The organism is Burkholderia sp. AU19243, assembly GCF_018148075.1.
Classification (GTDB): Bacteria; Pseudomonadota; Gammaproteobacteria; order Burkholderiales; family Burkholderiaceae; genus Burkholderia; species Burkholderia latens_A.
On sequence record NZ_JAGSTV010000014.1, the window covers coordinates 66990 to 88239 of the forward strand.

Sequence of the window (21250 nt, forward strand, 5' to 3'; positions counted from 1 at the left end):
GCGCATCACCGTAACGGAATTCCCATGGCCATCACCATCCGCAAACTCGATTCGACGAGCGACGGCTTCGACGCCGCGCTGCGTGCGGTGCTCGCGTTCGAGGCGAGCGAGGACGAAGCGATCGAGCAGTCGGTCGCGAAGATTCTCGCCGACGTGAAGTCGCGCGGCGACGCCGCGGTGCTCGAGTACACGAACCGCTTCGACCGGCTCGACGCGCAGAGCGTCGCCGCGCTGGAACTGCCGCAGGACGCGCTGCAGGCGGCACTCGACGGCCTCGCGCCGAAAGCGCGCGCGGCGCTGGAAGCCGCTGCCGCGCGGGTGCGGGCGTACCACGAGAAACAGAAGATCGAGTGCGGCACACATAGCTGGCAGTACACGGAAAGCGACGGCACCGTGCTCGGCCAGAAGGTCACGCCGCTCGACCGCGTCGGCCTGTACGTGCCGGGCGGCAAGGCTGCATATCCGTCGTCCGTGCTGATGAACGCGATTCCCGCGCGCGTTGCCGGCGTCGGCGAAATCGTGATGGTCGTTCCGACCCCCGACGGCGTGAAGAACGATCTCGTGCTCGCCGCGGCGCTGCTCGGCGGCGTCGATCGCGTATTTACGATCGGCGGCGCGCAGGCGGTCGGCGCGCTCGCGTACGGCACCGAGACGGTGCCGGCCGTCGACAAGATCTGCGGGCCCGGCAACGCTTACGTCGCGTCGGCGAAGCGCCGCGTATTCGGCACGGTCGGGATCGACATGATCGCCGGCCCGTCGGAGATCCTCGTGTTGTGCGACGGCACGACCGATCCGGCCTGGGTCGCGATGGACCTGTTCTCGCAGGCCGAACACGACGAGCTCGCGCAGTCGATCCTGCTGTGCCCGGACGCCGCGTTCATCGACCGCGTCGAGAAGGCGATCGGCGAACTGCTGCCGACGATGCCGCGCCAGGACGTGATCCGCGCATCGCTCGAAGGTCGCGGCGCGCTGATCAAGGTGCGCGACATGGCCGAGGCGTGCCGGATCGCGAACGACATCGCGCCCGAGCACCTCGAAATCTCCGCGCTGGAGCCGCAGCAATGGGGCCAGCAGATCCGCCACGCGGGCGCCATCTTCCTCGGCCGCTACACGAGCGAAAGCCTCGGCGACTACTGCGCGGGGCCGAACCACGTGCTGCCGACGTCGCGTACCGCGCGCTTCTCGTCGCCGCTCGGCGTGTACGACTTCATCAAGCGCTCGAGCCTGATCGAAGTGAGCGCGGAAGGCGCGCAGACGCTCGGCGAGATCGCGTCCGAGCTCGCGTACGGCGAAGGGCTGCAGGCGCACGCGCGCAGCGCCGAACTGCGGATGAAAGGGTGACGCGCGCCGGAGCCGATGCCGACGCATTGGCTCCGGTCGACGAGGAGACCCGGCGCAGGGCGGCAGCCGCCGCCTTGCCGACCATTTGATGCCGGCGCGATGCACGCCGGCTTGAGACCATGACGACACCACAAGACATCATTCGCCGCGACGTGCTCGCGATGACGAGCTACCCGGTGCCGGACGCGACCGGCTTCGTGAAACTCGACGCGATGGAGAATCCGTATTCGCTGCCCGCACCGCTCGCGGCGGCGCTCGGCGAGCGCCTTGCGCAGGTCGCGCTGAACCGCTACCCGGCGCCGCGTCCGGCCGCGCTGCTCGACAAGCTGCGCCGCACGATGGGCGTGCCGGCCGCATGCGACGTGCTGCTCGGCAACGGTTCGGACGAAATCATCAGCATGATGGCGATGGCGTGCGCGAAGCCCGGCGCGAAGGCGCTTGCGCCGGTGCCCGGTTTCGTGATGTACGAGCTGTCGGCGAAATTCGCGCAGCTCGAATTCGTCGGCGTGCCGCTGAAGGCCGACCTGACGCTCGACGCCGGCGCGATGATCGCGGCGATTGCCGAGCACCGGCCCGCGCTCGTCTATCTCGCGTATCCGAACAACCCGACCGGCACGCTGTACGACGAAGCCGACGTCGAGCGGATCATTGCGGCCGCGCAGCACAGCCTGGTCGTGATCGACGAGGCGTACCAGCCGTTCGCGGAGCGCTCGTGGCTGCCGCGCGCGGCCGAGTTCGACAACGTCGTCGTGATGCGCACGGTGTCGAAGCTTGGCCTGGCGGGCATCCGCCTCGGCTACCTCGCCGGGCTGCCCGCGTGGCTGACCGAATTCGACAAAGTGCGCCCGCCGTACAACATCAACGTACTGACGCAGGCGACCGCCGATTTCCTGCTTGACCACCTCGACGTACTCGATGCGCAGGCGGCCGAACTGCGCGCGGAACGCGCGCGCCTTGCCGAGGCCGTGGCCGCGCTGCCGGGCACGACGGTATTCCCGAGCGCCGGCAATTTCCTGCTGGTGCGCGTGCCGGACGCGGCGGCCGTATTCGACGCATTGCTCACGGAGCGGGTGCTGGTCAAAAACGTGAGTAAAATGCATCCGTTGCTGGTCGAATGCGTGCGGCTGACCGTCGGTTCTCCCGACGAAAACGCGCGACTGCTGGCTGCCTTGAAACTCGCGCTGCCCGGTTGAGCCCAGGGCGCGGCGGCGCGCGACGATCAATCCCCATTTACATCAGACTCAATCAAGGAATTGCCATGCGTGTGGCGGAAGTCGTTCGCAATACCAGCGAAACGCAGATCCGTGTGAAGCTCGATCTCGACGGTACGGGCCGGCAGAAGCTGGCCACCGGCGTGCCGTTTCTCGACCATATGCTCGACCAGATCGCGCGACATGGTCTGATCGATCTCGAGGTCGAAGCGCATGGCGATACGCATATCGACGACCACCATACGGTCGAGGACGTCGGCATCACGCTCGGCCAGGCCGTCGCGAAGGCGGTCGGCGACAAGAAGGGCATCCGCCGCTACGGCCATTCGTACGTGCCGCTCGACGAGGCGCTGTCGCGCGTCGTGATCGACTTCTCGGGCCGGCCGGGCCTCGAATTCCACGTGCCGTTCACGCGCGCGCGGATCGGCACGTTCGACGTCGACCTGTCGATCGAGTTCTTCCGCGGGTTCGTGAACCACGCGGGCGTCACGCTGCATATCGACAACCTGCGCGGAATCAACGCGCACCACCAGCTCGAAACGGTGTTCAAGGCGTTCGGCCGCGCGCTGCGCGCGGCGGTGGAGCTCGACGAGCGCGCGGCCGGGCAGATTCCGTCGACGAAGGGCAGCCTCTAACTTCCAAACGGACGACGCCAAGGACAACCTCACGGCTTCGGCGCGGCGCGCCGGCTTGCGATGGATCTGCTCAAATCGTTCATTTCGCTGCTGGCGCTGATCAACCCGGTCGGCGCGGTGCCGTTCTTCCTGAGCCTGACGGCGCAGCAGACGGATGCCGAGCGGCGTCGCACGATCCGGATCGCGTCGGTGTCGGTGTTTTGCGTGATGACGGTGACGACGCTGCTCGGCCAGCAGATCATCGACTTCTTCGGCATTTCGGTCGGCTCGCTCGAAGTCGGCGGCGGGATCATCATGCTGCTGATGGCGATCAACATGCTGAACGCGCAGATCGGCAACACGCGATCGACGCCGGAGGAGCGCGACGAGGCCGAGCTGAAGGACAACATCGCGGTCGTGCCGCTGGCGATTCCGCTGCTCACGGGCCCCGGCTCGATCAGCACGGTGATCATCTACGCGGCGAACTCGCATCACTGGTATGAGCGAGCTGGGCTCGTCGCGATCGGCGCGGTCCTGGCTTTGCTGTGTTTCTTCGCGATGCGGCTTGCCGAGCCGATCGCGAACTGGATCGGCCGCACCGGCATCAACATCGCCACGCGGCTGATGGGTTTGATGCTGTCGGCGCTGGCGGTGGAATTCATCGTCAATGGACTAAGGGCGCTACTGCCTGCACTGAGATGAAAACTTCGATTGCGATTGTGGATTATGGGATGGGCAACCTGCGCTCGGTCGCGCAGGCGCTCAAGAAGGCCGAGCCGGCCGCCGACGTGGCGATCGTCGACACGCCGGCCGCGATTCGCGCGGCCGACCGCGTCGTGCTGCCCGGGCAGGGGGCGATGCCCGACTGCATGCGCTGCCTCGGCGAATCGGGGCTGCAGGAAGCGGTGATCGACGCGTCGCGCACGAAGCCGCTGCTCGGCGTGTGCGTCGGCGAGCAGATGCTGTTCGACTGGAGCGCGGAAGGCGACACGAAGGGGCTGGGCCTGTTGCCCGGCAAGGTCGTGCGCTTCGAGCTCGACGGCCGGCTGCAGGACGACGGCTCGCGCTTCAAGGTGCCGCAGATGGGCTGGAACCGCGTGCGCCAGGCGCAGCCGCACCCGCTGTGGGACGGCGTGCCCGACGACGCATATTTCTATTTCGTGCACAGCTACTACGTGAGCCCGGAGAACCCGGCGCACACGGTCGGCGAAACGGCATACGGCGCGCCGTTTACGTCCGCGGTCGCGCGGGACAACATCTTCGCGACCCAATTCCACCCGGAGAAAAGCGCCGAGGTCGGGTTGCGTCTGTATCGCAACTTCGTGCACTGGAAGCCGTAAAACGTGGCGCGCGAGCCACAGTCGACCTGGCCGAACGGCCTGTCGCGCGTGGCGAGCGAGCTTAAGCGCCGAAAGAGTTGTACTAAACTAGCGAGACGGCGCGGCACCGGTTTGGCCGGTACGCGCCTGATTCTTTTCATTTTCCACGACGACACCCGATTGCTATGTTGCTGATTCCGGCCATCGATCTCAAAGACGGTCAGTGTGTGCGCCTCAAACAGGGCGATATGGACCAGGCCACGATTTTCTCCGAGGACCCGGCGGCGATGGCCCGCAAGTGGGTGGATCTCGGCGCCCGGCGGCTGCATCTGGTCGACCTGAACGGCGCGTTCGCCGGCAAGCCGAAGAATCTCGACGCGATCGAAGCGATCCTCGATGAAGTCGGCGACGAAATCCCCGTTCAACTCGGCGGCGGCATCCGCAGCCTCGAGACGATCGAAAAATATCTCGACGCCGGCCTGTCGTACGTGATCATCGGCACCGCCGCGGTGAAGAACCCGGGCTTCCTGCAGGACGCGTGCACCGCATTCTCGGGCAACATCATCGTCGGGCTGGACGCGAAGGACGGCAAAGTCGCGACCGATGGCTGGAGCAAGCTGACGGGCCACGAAGTGATCGATCTCGCGCGCAAGTTCGAGGACTACGGCGTCGAATCGATCGTCTATACGGACATCGGCCGCGACGGGATGCTGCAGGGCATCAACATCGACGCGACCGTGAAGCTCGCGCAGGCGGTCGGCATTCCGGTGATCGCAAGCGGCGGCCTGTCGAACCTCACGGACATCGAGCAGCTGTGCGAAGTGGAAGAGCACGGCGTCGAAGGCGTGATCTGCGGCCGTGCGATCTACTCCGGCGATCTCGATTTCGCGGCCGCGCAAAAGCGCGCGGACGAACTGAACGGCGAACTCGACAACGCCTGAGCGCGGCGGCGTCCTCTTCGCCGGGGCTGCCCACGGGCGGCCCCGACCGGACGCCTCGCGCGAGGCGTTCGCAACCGGCCGTCCCACCGCGGCCTATGGCGCAACATCATGGCTCTAGCTAAACGCATCATCCCCTGCCTGGACGTGACCGCTGGGCGTGTCGTCAAGGGCGTCAACTTCGTCGAACTGCGCGATGCCGGCGACCCGGTCGAAATCGCGCGCCGCTACGACGAACAGGGCGCCGACGAACTGACGTTCCTCGACATCACCGCGACGTCCGACCAGCGCGACCTGATCCTGCCGATCATCGAAGCCGTCGCGTCGCAGGTCTTCATTCCGCTGACCGTCGGCGGCGGCGTGCGCGCCGTCGAGGACGTGCGGCGCCTGCTGAATGCGGGCGCTGACAAGGTCAGCATGAATTCTTCGGCGGTCGCGAACCCGCAGCTCGTGCGCGACGCCGCCGACAAGTACGGCTCGCAGTGCATCGTCGTCGCGATCGACGCGAAGCGCGTGTCCGCCGACGGCGAGCCGCCGCGCTGGGAAGTGTTCACGCACGGCGGCCGCAAGAACACGGGCCTCGACGCGATCGAATGGGCGCGCAAGATGGCCGAGCTCGGCGCGGGCGAGATCCTGCTCACGAGCATGGATCGCGACGGCACGAAGTCGGGCTTCGATCTCGCGCTCACGCGCGGCGTGTCGGATGCGGTGCCGGTGCCGGTGATCGCATCCGGCGGTGTCGGCTGCCTGCAGGATCTTGCGGACGGCATCAAGGAAGGCCGCGCCGACGCAGTGCTGGCCGCGAGCATCTTCCACTACGGCGAGCACACGGTCGGCGAGGCGAAGCGCTTCATGTCCGACCAGGGCATCGCGGTGAGGTTGTGATGAATACCGAAACGAAACCGCTGCCCGCGTGGCTCGACAAGGTCCGCTGGGACGACAACGGCCTCGTGCCGGTGATCGCGCAGGAAGCGTCGACGAACGACGTGCTGATGTTCGCGTGGATGAACCGCGATGCGCTCGCGAAGACGATCGAAACGCAGCGCGCGGTCTATTATTCGCGCTCGCGCAAGCGCCTGTGGTTCAAGGGCGAGGAGTCGGGCCACGTGCAGCACGTGCACGAGGTGCGGCTCGACTGCGACGAGGACGTCGTGCTGCTGAAGGTCGAGCAGGTGTCGGGCATCGCTTGCCACACCGGCCGGCATTCGTGCTTCTTCCAGAAATTCGAAGGCAACGTGGACAGCGGCGACTGGGTCGCGGTCGATCCGGTGCTGAAAGACCCCGAACACATCTACAAATGACGCAATCGACCGAAGACACGCTGCTGCGGCTCGCGGCGGTGATCGATAGCCGCAAGGGCGGCGACCCCGAGCAATCGTACGTATCGCGCCTGTTCCACAAGGGCGACGACGCGGTGCTGAAGAAGATCGGCGAAGAGGCGACCGAGGTCGTGCTGGCCGCGAAGGACGTGCGCCAGGGCGGCGCGCCGACGGCGCTGGTCGGCGAAGTCGCCGATCTTTGGTTCCACTGCCTCGTGATGCTGTCGCATTTCAACCTGAGCCCGGCCGACGTGATTGCCGAGCTCGAGCGCCGCGAAGGGCTGTCGGGGATCGAGGAAAAGGCGCTGCGCAAGCGTCGCGAGCGCGAGGAAAATGGCGGGTGACGTGTATCGGCACGCCGTGGTGGCAACAGTGCGGTAAGCTGTAAGAATTGTCATCCAACGGGAGTAGCATCATGACCGATACGCCGAGCCAGTTTCCGACGCCGTCGGTGCCGGGCGCAGCAGACGCCGAGCGACTGAACGGTCTGCGCACGCTCACGCACGTGCTGTACGGCCTCTATGCGATTCATTGGCTGACGGGCGGCGTCACCGGCATCATCGCGATCATCATCAACTACGTGAAGCGCGGCGACGTGGCCGGCACGCCGTACGCCGACCATTTCGAGTGGCAGATCCGCACGTTCTGGCGCGCACTGATCGCATACGTGATCGGCTTCGCGCTGATGTTCGTGGTGGTTGGGTTCGCGATCATGTTTGTCACGTGGATCTGGACGCTGTACCGTATCATCAAGGGTTGGCTGTACCTGAACGACAACAAGACGCTCGATCCGCAGGCGTGGTTCTGACCGCGCGCGAGCGTTTCGCAGGAGCAACATGAGTCACGATCCGAATTGCCTGTTCTGCAAGATCGCGGCGGGCGAGATCCCGAGCACGAAGGTGCACGAGGACGACGAATTCGTCGCGTTCCGCGACATCCGCCCGGCGGCCGAGACGCATGTGCTCGTGATTCCGCGCCGGCACGTGCCGACGCTGTCGGCAGCGACCGACGCCGATGCCCCGATGCTCGGCAGGCTGATGCTGCTCGTCGCGCGTCTGGCCGACCAGCTCGGCGTTGCGTACACGGGCGGCGAAACCGGTTTTCGCACGGTGATCAACACGGGCCCCGGCGGCGGGCAGGAGGTCTACCACCTGCACGCTCACATCCTGGCCGGCCCGCGCCCGTGGCAGCGAATGGGTTGACGCAGCGGGGCGTTTCCCCGCATCGATAGTCGAAGCCGGCGTGCCGCCGGCAATTTGCGCCGCGACGCGGCGTGGTTGAGGAGAGGTTTCATCATGGGTGGATTGAGCATTTGGCACTGGCTGATCGTGCTGCTGATCGTCGCGCTGGTTTTCGGTACGAAGAAGCTGCGCAACATCGGCAACGACCTCGGCAGCGCCGTGAAGGGTTTCAAGGACGGCATGAAGGAAGGCGACACGCCGGCAGACGCGCAGCAACTGCCGCGTTCGGGCTCGGTCGACGTCAACGCGAAGGAAACGACGCGTTCCGACTCGAACAAGGCTTGACGCCGGCACGCTGACAGGCATTCGCGATGCTGGATCTCGGTCTTTCGAAGATGGCGCTGATCGGCGTCGTCGCGCTCGTGGTGCTCGGCCCTGAGCGCCTGCCGCGCGTCGCGCGTACGGCGGGCGCACTGTTCGGCCGCGCGCAGCGGTACATCAACGACGTGAAGGCCGAGGTCTCGCGCGAAATCGAACTCGACGCGCTGCGGACGATGAAGACCGATTTCGAAACGGCCGCACGCAATGTCGAGACGACGATTCACGACAACCTGCGCGAGCACGAGAAGGAACTGAACGACACGTGGAATTCCGCGGTCGGCGGTCTCAACGAAGGCTCGGTCGATGCCGGCACGTACGGCAGCGACACGCCCGCGGCGCCGTCCTGGCGTGGCGGCGGCACGGCCGTGTTCGCGCGCAAGCGTCGCAACTGGCGTGTCAAGCAGGCGGCGATGCCTGTCTGGTACAAGCGCGCGACGACCCGCCGCACGCACGTGCAGTCGGGCGCCGCGCGTGTCGCGCGCCACCAGCCGGCCAGCCTGCGCCGGCCGACGCGCTTCTTCTGAGTGGAGCGCATGCTCGCTCGTCAATCCTACCGAGGGCCGGTGTGAGCGACCCCCAGCAGAATCCGGGCGACGCCCCGGAAGAAACCTTCATTTCCCATCTCGTCGAGCTTCGCGATCGCATCATTCGCGCGGGGCTGGCCGTGATCGTCGTGTTCCTCGGGCTCGTGTACTGGGCGCCCGACATCTTCAGGCTGCTTGCTCGGCCGTTGATGGAAAACCTGCCGAAGGGCGGCAGGATGATCGTCACCGACGTCACCGGCTCGTTCTTCGTGCCGATGAAGGTCACGATGCTCGTCGCGCTCGTGATCGCGCTGCCGATCGTGCTGTACCAGATCTGGGCGTTCGTCGCGCCGGGGCTGTACCAGCATGAGAAGAAGCTCGTCGCGCCGCTCGTCGGAAGCAGCTACTTCCTGTTCCTGTGCGGGATGGCGTTCGCGTACTTCCTTGTATTCCCGACCATCTTCCGCGTGATGGCGCACTACAACGCGCCGCTCGGCGCGGAGATGTCGACCGACATCGACAACTATCTGAGCTTCGTGCTCGGGATGTTCATCGCGTTCGGCGTCACGTTCGAGGTGCCGATCGTCGTCGTGCTGCTCGTCCGGATGGGTGTGCTGTCGCTGAAGAAGCTGAAGGAGATGCGGCCGTACGTGATCGTTGGTGCGTTCGTCGTCGCGGCGGTCGTCACGCCGCCGGATGTATTCTCGCAGTTGATGCTGGCGCTGCCGCTCGTCGTGTTGTTCGAGATCGGGCTGCTGGCCGCGCGATTCTTCGTGCCGAAGCCGGCCGAAGAACCGGAAGCCGAGAACAACGGCGCCGCAAGCTGACGCGCGCAGGCGCTCCCTGGCGGGCATGAGCGGCGCTACGGATTGGTGGCCGTGTGGCAGCGCCGACTCGGGCAAGGTAAGGGCAGCGCGCGCGGTATGAGCGAAGCGCAGCTTTGCCGGAAGCAACGGCGATACAACGCAAAAGGGCAGCTCGGAATCGAGCTGCCCTTTTTTGCTTTCCGGCGGAGGCAGGCGGCGCGGACGCGCGGGCCGTGCGGTGTTATTCGGAGTCGCTGTCCTGCTCGTCGAGGGTCTGCTTCGGCGGCGGCGGACGCTTGCCGATCACGACGTTCACGTCGAACTCCTTGCCCTTGCGCACGACATGCACCTTGGTCGGTGTGCCCGGCTTGATCTGTGCGACGGTGTTCAGCAGCTTCGTCGTATCGGTGATTTCGTCGCCGTTCACGCTGACCAGGATGTCGCCTGGCTTGATCCCGGCCTTGTCGGCCGGGCCGCCTTGCAGCACACCCGCAACGATCGCGCCCGACTTCTGCTGCAGCCCGAACGACTCGGCGATTTCCGGCGTGACGTCCTGTGGCTCGACGCCGATCCAGCCGCGCGTGACCGAGCCCGTCGTGATGATGCTTTCGAGCACGGTGCGCGCGGTCGACACGGGGATCGCAAAGCCGATCCCGAGCGAGCCGCCGGAGCGCGAGTAGATCGCCGTGTTGATGCCGAGCAGGTTGCCGTTCACGTCGACCAGCGCACCGCCCGAGTTGCCGGGGTTGATCGGCGCGTCGGTCTGGATGAAGTTCTCGAACGTGTTGATGCCAAGGTGATTGCGGCCGAGCGCGCTGATAATCCCCATCGTGACCGTCTGGCCGACGCCGAACGGGTTGCCGATCGCGAGCACGACGTCGCCGACGCGCGATTGATCGGAGCGGCCGAGCGTGATCGTCGGCAGGTTCGTCATGTTGATCTTCAGCACCGCGAGGTCGGTTTCCGGGTCGCTTCCGATCACCTTCGCGGTGGCGGTGCGGCCGTCGGCGAGCGCGACTTCGATCTGGTCGGCGCCGTCGACGACGTGCTGGTTCGTTAGAATGTAACCTTCCGGGCTCACGATAACGCCGGAGCCGAGGTTGGCTGCCGGTTCGTCCTGGTGCTTGCGGGCGTTGCGGTCGCCGAAGAAATAGCGGAACAGCGGGTCCTTCGCGCGCGGATCGGGCGGCAGCGAGCCGTCCTTGCTGGAGAACACGTTGACGACGGCAGGCATCGCCTTTTGGGCGGCTTCGGCGTACGACGTGGTCGCCGGTGCGCCGCCGATGCCCGGCGCGACTTCCCGCAGCGCGACGATCGGCGTGGCGAGCTGCTTGCCGAGCTGTCCTTGCCGTTGCAGCCATTGCGGCTTGAGCGTCACGACGATGAACATCAGCGCGAGCAGTACGGTCACCGCCTGCGCGAAGAACAGCCAGAAGCGTCTAAGCATCTGAATGGATTAGAGGTTTATATGGATCGGATCGAACTCGAATTGTACTTGAACAATACCCTTGAAACCGCGCGCTTCAAGGACTATTGCCCGAACGGCCTGCAGGTCGAGGGGCGCCGCAAGATCGAGAAGATCGTCACCGGCGTGACGGCGTCGGTTGCGCTGCTCGAAGCGGCGCTCGAATGGGGGGCGGATGCGGTGCTCGTCCACCACGGGTACTTCTGGCGCAACGAAGCGCCGCAGATCACCGGCCGCAAGTACCAGCGCCTGAAACTGCTGCTCGCGAACGACCTGAACCTGTTCGCGTTCCACCTGCCGCTCGACGCGCATCCCGAGTTCGGCAATAACGCGCAGCTCGGCCAGAAGCTCGGGCTGATCGGCGAACAGCGGTTCGGCGACGGCGATCTCGGCTGGATGGCCACGCTGCCGATGCCGGTCACGCTCGAGCACTTCGTCGCCAAGGTCGAGAACACCGTTGGCCGCACGCCGCTCGTGCTCGGCGATCCCGACATGCAGCTGCGCCGCATCGCGTGGTGCACGGGGGCCGCGCAGAGTTATTTCGACGCAGCGATCGACGCGGGCGCCGACGTGTTCCTGACCGGCGAGGTGTCGGAATCGGTCACGCACGCATCGGCCGAGAGCGGCGTCGCATTCGTTGCGGCGGGGCACCATGCGACCGAACGTTACGGAATTCAGGCACTAGGCCGCCACTTGTCGGAAGAATTCGATATCGAGCACCTTTTTATCGATATTCATAATCCGGTCTGACAGCCGGATTTGCGGCGGCGCATCGAAATTTCTCAATGTAGCGTCCGCTTAAAAGCGAAATGATTTAATTGCTCCGATAGTGGGGGAAAACCCTTGACTATCAATTACTTCGAAGGGATTTTCGTCTCCGGGCCTTGTAAATGGCGGCTCCATTCGAGCAAACTAGCGGCGGAATGGAAAGTCGTGACGGAAAATCCAACTCAGAAGTGGGGCGTGTGATGCGAGACAAGGAAGAGAAACGCGTCGACAGCGGCCGCCGTACCTGGCTGATTGCGACATCCGTAGCAGGTGGCGTGGGAGGCGTAGCCACCGTCATACCTTTCGCGGCGTCGCTTGCGCCGTCCGCGAAAGCGAAAGCGGCCGGTGCGCCGGTCGAAGTCGACATCAGCGGCCTGAAGCCCGGCGAGATGGTCACAGTGCCGTGGCGCGGCAAGCCGGTCTGGATCCTGAACCGCACTGACGACATGCTGGCCGACGTCGTCAAGGCCGACAAGGAAGTGGCCGATCCGACCACGAAATCTCCGTATTCGATGCCGTTGCCCGCGTATTGCGCGAACGAATATCGCGCGCGGGCCGATCGCAAGAACATTCTCGTCGTGATGGCCGTATGTACGCACCTCGGCTGCACGCCCAGTCAACGCTTCACGCCGGGTCCGCAGCCGAACCTGCCGGACGACTGGCCGGGCGGTTTCCTGTGCCCGTGTCACGGTTCGACCTACGACCTCGCCGGCCGCGTGTTCAAGAACAAGCCGGCGCCTCAGAATCTCGACATCCCGCCCTACATGTTCACGTCGGCGACGACCCTCGTGATCGGCAAGGACGAGAAAGGAGAAGCGTGATGGCAGTCGACAACAAGGAAGTCTCCACGACAGGTGTCACAGGCTGGATCGACCAGCGCTTCCCGCTCACGTCGACCTGGAAAAAGCACGTTTCCGAGTACTACGCGCCGAAGAACTTCAACTTCTGGTACTTCTTCGGTTCGCTCGCGCTGCTGGTGCTCGTCAACCAGATCGTCACGGGCATCTTCCTGACGATGAACTACAAGCCCGACTCGCTGCTCGCGTTCGCGTCGGTCGAGTACATCATGCGCGAAGTGCCCTGGGGCTGGCTGATCCGCTACATGCACTCGACCGGGGCGTCGATGTTCTTTGTCGTCGTCTACCTGCACATGTTCCGCGGGCTGATGTACGGGTCGTACCGGAAGCCGCGCGAGCTCGTGTGGATTTTCGGTTGCGCGATCTTTCTGTGCCTGATGGCAGAAGCGTTCTTCGGTTACCTGCTGCCGTGGGGCCAGATGTCGTTCTGGGGCGCGCAGGTGATCGTGAACCTGTTCTCGGCGATTCCATTCGTCGGTCCGGACCTGTCGTTGTGGATCCGCGGCGACTACGTCGTGTCCGACGTTACGCTGAACCGCTTCTTCGCATTCCACGTGATCGCGATTCCGCTCGTGCTGGTCGGCCTCGTCGTCGCGCATCTGGTCGCGCTGCATGAAGTGGGGTCGAACAACCCGGACGGCATCGAGATCAAGGCAAAGAAGGACGCGAACGGCATTCCGCTCGACGGCATCCCGTTCCATCCGTACTACTCGGTGCACGACTTCTTCGGCGTTTGCGTGTTCCTGATGGTGTTCGCGGTGATCGTGTTCTTCGCGCCGGAGATGGGCGGTTACTTCCTCGAGTCGAACAACTTCGTGCCGGCGAACCCGCTGCAGACACCGCCTGAGATCGCGCCGGTGTGGTACTTCACCGCGTTCTACGCGATGCTGCGCGCGACCACCGATCCGTTCAAGATCGTGCTGATGATCGTGATCGCGCTGCTGGGGGTGCTCGCGCTGATTCGCGCGCGCGGCAAGTGGAAGATCGGCCTGCCCGTGCTGGCCGCGGCGATCGTCGTGTTCATGTTCCTGACGGAATCGAAGTTCTGGGGTGTCGTGGTGATGGGCTCGGCGGTGATCACGCTGTTCTTCCTGCCGTGGCTCGACCGCAGCCCGGTGAAGTCGATCCGCTACCGGCCGTTGTTCCACAAGGTGTTCCTCGGGATCTTCGTGGCGGCGTTCCTGACCCTCGCGTTCCTCGGCACACGGCCGCCGTCGCCGGCCGCAACGCTGATTGCGCAGGGTTGCGCGCTGATCTACTTCGCGTTCTTCCTCGGCATGCCCGTCTGGACGCCGCTTGGCACGTTCAAGCAGCCGCCGGAACGGGTGCGCTTCAAGCCCCATTAACGTGAGCGAGGAGAGAACGACATGAAGAAACTGCTTTCGACGCTCGCGCTGATCGGGGCGACGGCCGTGGCGCTGCTGGCGGCGCCGGCCGTGCGCGCGGAAGGTCATTTTCCGCTCGACCGGGCGCCCGATAACACGGAAAATCTCGTTTCGCTTCAGCACGGCGCGCAATTGTTTGTAAACTATTGCCTGAACTGCCACAGCGCGAACCTGATGCGCTACAACCGTCTGACGGATCTGGGCATATCCCAGAAGGAGATCGAAAAGAATCTCCTGTTCACGACCGACAAGGTCGGGAACACGATGTCCGTCGCGATGCGGCCCGAAGACGCGAAGAACTGGCTCGGCACCACGCCGCCCGACCTGTCGGTCGAGGAGCGGGCGCGCGGTCGCGACTGGCTGTACACGTATCTGCGCAGTTTCTATCGCGACGATACGCGGCCGACCGGATGGAACAACGCGGTGTTCGAGAACGTCGGCATGCCCCACGTATTGTGGCAACTGCAGGGGCAGCGCACCGCCAAATTCGAAGACAAGACGGACGAGGAGACGGGCGAGAAGGTTCACACGCTCGTCGGCTTCCAGCAGGTCACGCCGGGCACGTTATCGTCACCCGACTACGATGCTGCGGTGGCCGACCTGGTGGCCTATATGACGTGGATGTCCGAGCCGGCCCAGCAGACCCGCAAACGCCTCGGCGTGTGGGTGCTGGTCTTTCTCGGTGTCCTGACTTTCCTGGCCTGGCGGCTCAATGCCGCGTACTGGAAAGATATCAAGTAAACACGCCTGACCGGCGTGGGGCCGGCGCAAGGTGGAACCCGTGAAAGGGGTTGCGCCGCGTGCCGGCCCTCGGCTTTTTTGAGGAAACGCAAATATGATGGTTCTGTATTCCGGCACAACTTGCCCGTTCTCCCAGCGTTGCCGGCTGGTGCTGTTCGAGAAGGGCATGGACTTCGAGATCCGCGACGTCGACCTGTTCAACAAGCCGGAAGACATCTCGGTGATGAACCCGTACGGTCAGGTGCCGATTCTGGTCGAGCGCGACCTGATCTTGTATGAATCGAACATCATCAACGAATACATCGACGAGCGCTTCCCGCATCCGCAACTGATGCCGGCTGATCCGGTGCAGCGCGCGCGCGCGCGCCTGTTCCTGCTCAATTTCGAGAAGGAACTGTTCGTTCACGTCAGCACGCTCGAGAACGAGAAGGGCAAGGCCGCCGAGAAGAACCACGAGAAGGCGCGCCTGGCGATCCGCGATCGCCTGACGCAGCTCGCGCCGATCTTCGTGAAGAACAAGTACATGCTCGGCGAGGAGTTCTCGATGCTCGACGTCGCGATTGCGCCGCTGCTGTGGCGTCTCGATCACTACGGGATCGAGCTGTCGAAGAACGCTGCGCCGCTGATGAAGTACGCCGAGCGAATCTTCAGCCGTCCGGCGTATATCGAAGCACTGACGCCGTCCGAAAAGGTCATGCGTCGTTGATGGTGCAATGAGTGCACGACGGAGCGGGCGGCGCGGCATGCCGCGTGCCCGCTCCGGGTTCGAGGATTGTGATGCAAGAGATTTCAACGAAGCCTTATCTGCTGCGCGCGCTGTACGAGTGGTGCACCGATAACGGCTACACGCCGCATATCGCGGTGAGGGTCGACAACTCGACGCGCGTGCCGCGACAGTTCGTGCGTGACGGCGAGATCGTGCTCAACATCAGCTTCGAGGCGACGAGCCAGCTGCAGATGGGCAACGAGTGGATCGAGTTCACTGCCCGGTTCTCCGGGAAGGCGCACAAGATCGAGATTCCGGTCGCAAACGTGCTCGCGATCTATGCGCGGGAGAACGGGCAGGGAATGGCGTTCCAGGTCGATGCGGTGGCGGGCGAGGGTGCGGATTCGGGTGTGTTCGAAGACGAAGCCGAGCACGCGGAAGATGCGCCGCGCGATGAGTCGCCTGCCGTGTTGACGCCGGTCGCCGATGGCGGCGCGAACGAGGAGCCGTCCGAAGGTGCCGACGAACCGCCGAAAACCGATGGCGACGGCTCGAAAGGTGGCAGCAGACCTCGCCTCAAGATCGTGAAATGAGGTAGAATCTCGCGCTTACGCCGGCTTAGCTCATCTGGTAGAGCAGTTGATTTGTAATCATCAGGTGGCGGGTTCGAGTCCTGCAGCCGGCACCACACACCGAAAAGCGGGCCCCAAAGATGGGGCCCGCTTTTTTGTACCGCAAGAATGCTGGCTCTGCGCTGCCGAGTCGAGGCCGCTACGCTCCAACGCTCGCGCGAAGCTCCTGCCAGCGATCCCCGCTCGACCGCCATAAACTTCGAGCACCGGCGTTCGACGTGAATCAACGGCACGTCAGCTGTTTTCGCCCATCGTCAGGATGATCTTTCCCACGTTCACGGCCGACTCCATCCGTCGATGTGCAGCCGCGGCATCGGCGAGAGGAAACACGCTGTCGACGACCGGTTCCAGGCTCGCCCCTCCCGTAAAGCGGTCCAGCCAATGTTCGCGAAACCGCCGAACCATCTCGTGTTTCTCGCGTTGGTCGCGCGACTTCATCACCGTGCCGATGATTTGCAGATGACGGTACAGGATCTGTTCAAGACCAACGTTCACGTCACCGCCGCCGCCGAGTATCCCCACCTGCACCAGTCGGCCGCCGTTTGCCAATGACGCGACATTCCGGGAAAAATACGGCGCGCCCACAAAGTCGATGACAACGTCGACGCCACGTTTGTCCGTCCTGCTCGCGACGATTTCCGCAAAATCCTGCGTCTTGTAGTCGATCGGATGGTCCACGCCGAGTTGAACGATCCGTTCCAGCTTCGAAGCCTCGGCGGTCGCGAATATCGTCGCACCGGTTGCGTAGGCCAGTTGGACAGCTGCAGAACCCACCCCGCCCGCCGCTGCGTGAATGAGCACCGAATCGCCTCGCTGCAAGCGGCCAAGATGCAACAGCGCTTCGTGCGCCGTGACGAAGACTTCCGGTATTGCCGCCGCGTGCACGTAATCGATCGTTGCCGGAATGGGCATCGCCATTCTCCAGTCAATGCGTGCGAGTTCTGCGTAGGCTCCGCCGCCTACCACGCCCATTACACGATCGCCGACCTTGTAACCCTGAACGGAAGGTCCGGTTTCGATCACCTCGCCGGCGATTTCAAGCCCCATGATGGACGAGTCGCCGAAGTTCGGCCGACCGTATCCGCCGCGCCGATGCGTAAGATCCGCGCGATTCACACCTGCGGCATGGACGCGTACCAGCAGATCGTCCGGGCGAACCTCGGGTGCGTGGACCTCGGCGAGCCGGAGAACGTCGGCCTCGCCGAATTCGTCGAATGTGATGGCTTTCATTTGCAATCTTCCTGCTTCGTGAATGAATGGACCGCGCGCTCGTCGGACCGGGATTGGGCGCCAAGCGCTTCCTGCGCCGCCGCTGATGCCGAGATGGCCGCGGGAAACCCCGCATAGAACGCAAGGTGGGTGATTGCCGCTGCGAGTTCTTCGCGCGTTACGCCGTTCGTCAACGCACGGTGCAGATGCGCCGGCAACTCGTCGAGATGACCTCCCGCGATCAGCGCGGCGACGGTCACGAGGCTCCGGTCGCGCGGTGACAGCGCGGGATCGCTCCAGATCCGCGGATAGAGCGTGTCGTCGACGAATGCCGAGAGCTTCGGCGTGAACGCACGCGCGGCCTCGCGCGGACTGTCGAAATGCGTATGAGACATGGCGGTTCCCCTTCAAGCCTGGCTGATGAACTTGTGCGTGAGGTAGTACTCGATGCCCTCGGTGCCGCCTTCCGAGCCGTGGCCGCTTTCCTTCATGCCGCCGAACGGCAGTTCTGTCGAAACGATGCGGTACTGGTTGATGCCGATCATGCCGGCTTCGAGACCGTCTGCGACATCGATGGCCGTGCGTGCGCTGCTCGTGAACGCATAGGCGGAGAGGCCGTAGGGCAACCGGTTCGCCTCGGCGAGCCCGTCGGCCAGCGCATCGAAACGCATCAGCACCGCGATCGGGCCGAACGGTTCTTCGTGCATCACGCGGGCGTCCTGCGGTACGTCGGCGAGGACCGTTGGTTCGAAGAAATACCCTTCGCGCGCGATGCGCTTGCCGCCGGCAAGCACCCTTGCGCCACGCTTCACCGCATCGGCGATGAGTTCCTCCATCTTCGCGAGCTGTCTCGGATTTGCGAGCGGCCCGACCTGCGTGCCCGCATCCATGCCGTCCCCGACCTTGAGCGCGTTGGCCGCACGCACGAAGTGGCCGACAAACTCGTCGTAGACTTCACGCTGGATCAGGAAGCGTGTCGACGAGATGCAGATCTGGCCCGTACCGCGAAAGCGATTCGCGGCGCCTTCTACTGCGGCCTTTTCGACATCCGCATCGTTGAATACGAGGACGGGCCCGTGGCCGCCCAGCTCCAGCGTGATGGGTTTGACGCCTTCGGCTGCGCGTGCCGACAGCAGACGGCCGATCGGCACCGAGCCCGTGAACGTCACCTTCCGGATGACCGGCGAAGCGATCAGCTGTTTCGACACCTGGTCGGGGACGCCGAATACGACCTGAAGCACGCCCTTCGGCAAACCTGCCTCGTCCAGTGCGCGCGCCAGCGCAAGCGCCGTTGCGGGGCTTTCCTCGCCCGGTTTGATGATCACGCTGCAGCCGGCGGCGAGCGCGGCGGAGAGCTTGCGCGCCGGGGTGATTGCCGGAAAATTCCACGGCGTGAATGCGGCGACGGGCCCGATCGCCTGTTTCTTCACGAGCTGTTGCACACCCGGGCGGTTGGACGGCACCACGCGGCCGTCGATGCGACGTGCCTCTTCGGCGAACCATTCGAAGTAGTCTGCCGCACGCAGGACTTCGTCGCGGCTTTCGGCCAGCGGCTTGCCTTCCTCGAGCGTCATGACCGTGGCGATATGCTCGGCACGCTCGCGCATCAGCTCCGCCGCGCGTTTCAAAATGCGCGCGCGTTCGGCCGGCACGGTCGTGCGCCAGACGTCGAACGCCTGTGCAGCGGCCTGTAGCGCGCGATCCAGATCAGCTGCCGTCGCCAGCGGGACGCGTCCGATCTCGCGTTGTGTGGCCGGGTTGATCACCGGCGCCGTTTCGCGTTCGCTCGCACCGATCCACTCGCCATCGATGAAAAGATGAAGTGCGTCGTAATTGATGTTCATGATAGTGACCTCTATGGTTAGGATTGCGATTCAATAAGTATTCGCCGCGAGCCGGATAACGGAACCTGCGCGACAGCGTGTCCGGGTGATCCGCCGTGTCGGGCCGGGATCCGGTCTGAAGCTTCCTGGTTCTGGCTGCCTGACTTCGGAACCAAGTCTAGGCGGGAAGCGGGCGGCAACTTAGAGGGGCCGGAAAGAATGAATCTTGTCGCTGGAGAGAAAATCCCGCCGCCGACGTGAAGGCGGATTGAAAGATGCGCAAAAACGACACGAGGCCGCGCGCTGACTGCATGAAACGGGGGCCGGCTCTATGATCACAGGCTCGCGCGGGCCGGAAATGCGGCGATTCGACGAATAATTCAGAGCCAGGTGTGTAATGGACAAGGTCTATACCATGTCGGTGTTTGCGAAAGTGGTCGAGATGGGCAGCTTCACGGCCGTCGCAAACCACCTCGATACGACTGTCGGCAACATTTCCCGAGCGGTCTCGGTACTCGAGGACAATCTCAACACGCGGTTGTTGCAGCGCTCGACGCGACGGCTCGTGGTCACCGATGCGGGGCGACGTTTTTACGAGCGCAGCGTGGCGATCCTCTCCGACATCGAGCGGGCAGAAGCGGAAGCCCGCGATGCGCTGCTGGAGCCGCGAGGGGTGCTGCGCGTGCACGCCGTGCCGGGATTAGGCCGTCAGCTTGTTTCTCAAGCCGTGCTTGCGTATCGGAACGCATATCCGGAAGTGTCGGTTGAGCTCATGCTGTCGCAGCGGATGCCGAATCTGCTCGAAGAGCAACTCGACGTGGCGGTCGTGATTGCGCGCACGCTGCCGGACTCGGCGTACGTGAGCCAGAAGATCGGCGCGAGCCATTGCATTCTGGCGGCCTCGCCCGATTATCTGGCGCGGCATCCGGCTCCGGAATGTGTGGAGGATCTCGTCGATCACACGTGTGTGCTGCTGAGCACGGTCGATTACGCACCGGACGAGTGGCATTTGCAAGGCAGGACCGGCGACGCGGTGTATCGCCCGACGGGATCGCACTTCAGTATCAACGACATGGATGCGATGTCCACCGTGCTGCGCGAGGGTGCGGGAATCGGACTGATCGCTGCCTTCTCGGCAATCGACGATTTGCGTAAAGGATCGCTGGTTCGCGTCCTGCCCGAGTTTCACACCGCTCAGCGCAACGTATATGCGGTGTATTCGTCGCGCCAGTTCGTCGACGCGAAAATCAAGCGGTTCATCGACGTACTGAAGGCGCGGGTAGGTGACCAGCTCAATGCGTATGCGCAGGAGCTCGGCATCACGGTTGCATGACGGGCTTCCCGGGCGACATGGCCGGCGAAGGTATTCGATTTGCCAGCACGCCGATCAACCCGGCGACTTTACCGGCGGCGCGCCGCGTACGTAGCGGGCCGTCATGCCGGGGCCGCTGCGGTCGCTACGCGTGCACCATAATCGTCCCCGTTTTGCTGTCACGCCGGCGTCACGCGGCATCGCTAACGTTGCACACTCCCGTCGCGGCAGCACCTTCGCGATCGGGGCGCGTGTGACCGCATGCAACGCCGTGCCCGCGTCCTGCAACGGTCACCCGGGATCTCGCTCCCGCCCACGCATCGGCTATTGCCTCGCACCGATTCCATTCGAAAACACGATCGACGCCGATTGAACCGCTCGCGGACGATCAGGAGACAAGGACCATGTTGAGTCCGCACGAATTCTCGATGCTGCTGCGCATTGCGCGCGCGCCTGACAGTGTCGACCTCGCGAACCCGGCATTTGCCGTGCTCGTCGAAAAACGGCTGGTCGACGATACGCAGGTACGCGTGAATGCGGTTGCAGCGCGCCCGGCGCTAACACCGATCGGGCAGATGCTGCTTGCTCGCTTCGACGAGGCGGCTTGATCGAAACGGAAAAGAGAGAGCAGCCCGGGAAAATCCGGCAGCTGCGCGTCACGCCTTCGCCGCAGCGAAGAACGTGACGCACTGCACGCGCAATGAACGCGCGGCGAACC

At 64.3% G+C, this 21250-nt stretch carries 26 protein-coding genes and 1 tRNA gene; 23 read left to right on the top strand and 4 right to left on the bottom strand.

Features of this window, described 5'->3' with window-relative positions:
• The first annotated feature begins 24 nt into the window (after nt 1-24).
• The 14 genes from hisD (at nt 25) to tatC (ending at nt 9655) form a co-directional block, all read left to right on the top strand.
• Nucleotides 25-1341 (top strand): histidinol dehydrogenase, encoded by a 1317-nt coding sequence (hisD, locus tag KDW55_RS23335; protein WP_040143118.1) that lies wholly within the window; start codon nt 25-27, stop codon nt 1339-1341.
• 119 nt (nt 1342-1460) lie between these two features.
• Entirely contained in the window at nt 1461-2534 is a 1074-nt protein-coding gene (gene hisC / locus KDW55_RS23340) for a histidinol-phosphate transaminase (protein ID WP_212198046.1), read from the top strand.
• 65 nt (nt 2535-2599) lie between these two features.
• Nucleotides 2600-3187, top strand: a complete 588-nt coding sequence (hisB, locus tag KDW55_RS23345; protein ID WP_006765368.1) for an imidazoleglycerol-phosphate dehydratase HisB — start codon at nt 2600-2602, stop codon at nt 3185-3187.
• 60 nt (nt 3188-3247) lie between these two features.
• The gene (locus tag KDW55_RS23350; RefSeq protein WP_040143123.1) at nt 3248-3868 is read left to right on the top strand and encodes a YchE family NAAT transporter; all 621 of its coding nucleotides are present in this window, start codon (nt 3248-3250) and stop codon (nt 3866-3868) included.
• Nucleotides 3865-4506, top strand: coding sequence for an imidazole glycerol phosphate synthase subunit HisH (gene hisH, locus KDW55_RS23355; RefSeq protein WP_040143126.1), 642 nt, complete (start codon nt 3865-3867; stop codon nt 4504-4506). The genes KDW55_RS23350 and hisH overlap by 4 nt, the downstream gene beginning before the upstream one ends.
• Before the next feature lie 164 nt (nt 4507-4670).
• Nucleotides 4671-5426 carry a 1-(5-phosphoribosyl)-5-[(5-phosphoribosylamino)methylideneamino]imidazole-4-carboxamide isomerase gene (gene hisA / locus KDW55_RS23360; protein ID WP_040143128.1) on the top strand — a complete coding sequence of 252 codons (756 nt, stop codon included), beginning with the start codon at nt 4671-4673 and terminating at the stop codon, nt 5424-5426.
• Nucleotides 5427-5534: 108 nt separating this feature from the next.
• On the top strand, nt 5535-6308 hold the full coding sequence (gene hisF / locus KDW55_RS23365; RefSeq protein ID WP_040143129.1) for an imidazole glycerol phosphate synthase subunit HisF: 774 nt from the start codon (nt 5535-5537) through the stop codon (nt 6306-6308).
• Complete coding sequence (hisI, locus tag KDW55_RS23370) at nt 6308-6724, top strand: phosphoribosyl-AMP cyclohydrolase (RefSeq protein ID WP_040143131.1); 417 nt, start codon at nt 6308-6310, stop codon at nt 6722-6724. Before hisF ends, hisI begins: the two co-directional genes overlap by 1 nt.
• On the top strand, nt 6721-7086 hold the full coding sequence (locus KDW55_RS23375; RefSeq protein ID WP_040143132.1) for a phosphoribosyl-ATP diphosphatase: 366 nt from the start codon (nt 6721-6723) through the stop codon (nt 7084-7086). The genes hisI and KDW55_RS23375 overlap by 4 nt, the downstream gene beginning before the upstream one ends.
• Nucleotides 7087-7157: 71 nt before the next feature.
• A complete protein-coding gene (locus KDW55_RS23380) occupies nt 7158-7550 on the top strand; it encodes a membrane protein (protein WP_040143134.1) in 393 nt (130 codons plus the stop codon).
• Between the two features lie 28 nt (nt 7551-7578).
• Nucleotides 7579-7944 (top strand): histidine triad nucleotide-binding protein, encoded by a 366-nt coding sequence (locus KDW55_RS23385; protein WP_040143136.1) that lies wholly within the window; start codon nt 7579-7581, stop codon nt 7942-7944.
• Between the two features lie 93 nt (nt 7945-8037).
• Nucleotides 8038-8268, top strand: a complete 231-nt coding sequence (tatA, locus tag KDW55_RS23390; protein WP_040143138.1) for a Sec-independent protein translocase subunit TatA — start codon at nt 8038-8040, stop codon at nt 8266-8268.
• A gap of 26 nt (nt 8269-8294) precedes the next feature.
• Complete coding sequence (gene tatB, locus KDW55_RS23395) at nt 8295-8828, top strand: Sec-independent protein translocase protein TatB (protein WP_059545431.1); 534 nt, start codon at nt 8295-8297, stop codon at nt 8826-8828.
• Nucleotides 8829-8869: 41 nt separating this feature from the next.
• Nucleotides 8870-9655 carry a twin-arginine translocase subunit TatC gene (gene tatC / locus KDW55_RS23400; RefSeq protein WP_040143142.1) on the top strand — a complete coding sequence of 262 codons (786 nt, stop codon included), beginning with the start codon at nt 8870-8872 and terminating at the stop codon, nt 9653-9655.
• A 220-nt stretch (nt 9656-9875) separates the two neighbouring features.
• Here tatC and KDW55_RS23405 read toward each other — a convergent pair whose 3' ends face one another.
• Nucleotides 9876-11081: a Do family serine endopeptidase gene (locus KDW55_RS23405; RefSeq protein ID WP_040143143.1), complete on the bottom strand. Its 1206-nt coding sequence runs from the start codon at nt 11079-11081 to the stop codon at nt 9876-9878.
• A gap of 21 nt (nt 11082-11102) precedes the next feature.
• Between KDW55_RS23405 and KDW55_RS23410 the strand changes: the two genes are divergently transcribed.
• From KDW55_RS23410 to KDW55_RS23440, 7 genes are all read left to right on the top strand, one after another.
• Entirely contained in the window at nt 11103-11849 is a 747-nt protein-coding gene (locus tag KDW55_RS23410) for a Nif3-like dinuclear metal center hexameric protein (protein ID WP_040143145.1), read from the top strand.
• A 218-nt stretch (nt 11850-12067) separates the two neighbouring features.
• Entirely contained in the window at nt 12068-12688 is a 621-nt protein-coding gene (gene petA, locus KDW55_RS23415) for a ubiquinol-cytochrome c reductase iron-sulfur subunit (RefSeq protein ID WP_040143147.1), read from the top strand.
• A complete protein-coding gene (locus tag KDW55_RS23420; RefSeq protein ID WP_040143149.1) occupies nt 12688-14070 on the top strand; it encodes a cytochrome bc complex cytochrome b subunit in 1383 nt (460 codons plus the stop codon). Before petA ends, KDW55_RS23420 begins: the two co-directional genes overlap by 1 nt.
• A gap of 21 nt (nt 14071-14091) precedes the next feature.
• On the top strand, nt 14092-14850 hold the full coding sequence (locus KDW55_RS23425) for a cytochrome c1 (protein ID WP_059545429.1): 759 nt from the start codon (nt 14092-14094) through the stop codon (nt 14848-14850).
• A gap of 94 nt (nt 14851-14944) precedes the next feature.
• A complete protein-coding gene (locus tag KDW55_RS23430) occupies nt 14945-15556 on the top strand; it encodes a glutathione S-transferase N-terminal domain-containing protein (RefSeq protein ID WP_006400565.1) in 612 nt (203 codons plus the stop codon).
• Between the two features lie 71 nt (nt 15557-15627).
• Nucleotides 15628-16149, top strand: coding sequence for a ClpXP protease specificity-enhancing factor (locus tag KDW55_RS23435; RefSeq protein ID WP_212161519.1), 522 nt, complete (start codon nt 15628-15630; stop codon nt 16147-16149).
• A 19-nt stretch (nt 16150-16168) separates the two neighbouring features.
• Nucleotides 16169-16244 (top strand) — tRNA-Thr (locus KDW55_RS23440).
• 178 nt (nt 16245-16422) lie between these two features.
• On the opposite strand, the gene KDW55_RS23445 is transcribed toward KDW55_RS23440, so the two are convergent.
• From KDW55_RS23445 to KDW55_RS23455, 3 genes are read right to left on the bottom strand one after another with little or no spacing between them, the layout of a single operon-like run.
• On the bottom strand, nt 16423-17418 hold the full coding sequence (locus KDW55_RS23445) for an NAD(P)H-quinone oxidoreductase (RefSeq protein ID WP_212161520.1): 996 nt from the start codon (nt 17416-17418) through the stop codon (nt 16423-16425).
• Complete coding sequence (locus KDW55_RS23450) at nt 17415-17792, bottom strand: carboxymuconolactone decarboxylase family protein (RefSeq protein WP_040143172.1); 378 nt, start codon at nt 17790-17792, stop codon at nt 17415-17417. Before KDW55_RS23450 ends, KDW55_RS23445 begins: the two co-directional genes overlap by 4 nt.
• 12 nt (nt 17793-17804) lie before the next feature.
• Nucleotides 17805-19241, bottom strand: a complete 1437-nt coding sequence (locus tag KDW55_RS23455) for an NAD-dependent succinate-semialdehyde dehydrogenase (RefSeq protein ID WP_212149119.1) — start codon at nt 19239-19241, stop codon at nt 17805-17807.
• Nucleotides 19242-19617: 376 nt separating this feature from the next.
• Between KDW55_RS23455 and KDW55_RS23460 the strand changes: the two genes are divergently transcribed.
• Entirely contained in the window at nt 19618-20553 is a 936-nt protein-coding gene (locus KDW55_RS23460) for a LysR family transcriptional regulator (protein ID WP_212161521.1), read from the top strand.
• A gap of 383 nt (nt 20554-20936) precedes the next feature.
• On the top strand, nt 20937-21140 hold the full coding sequence (locus KDW55_RS23465) for a hypothetical protein (protein WP_040143177.1): 204 nt from the start codon (nt 20937-20939) through the stop codon (nt 21138-21140).
• Nucleotides 21141-21250: the final 110 nt, after the last annotated feature.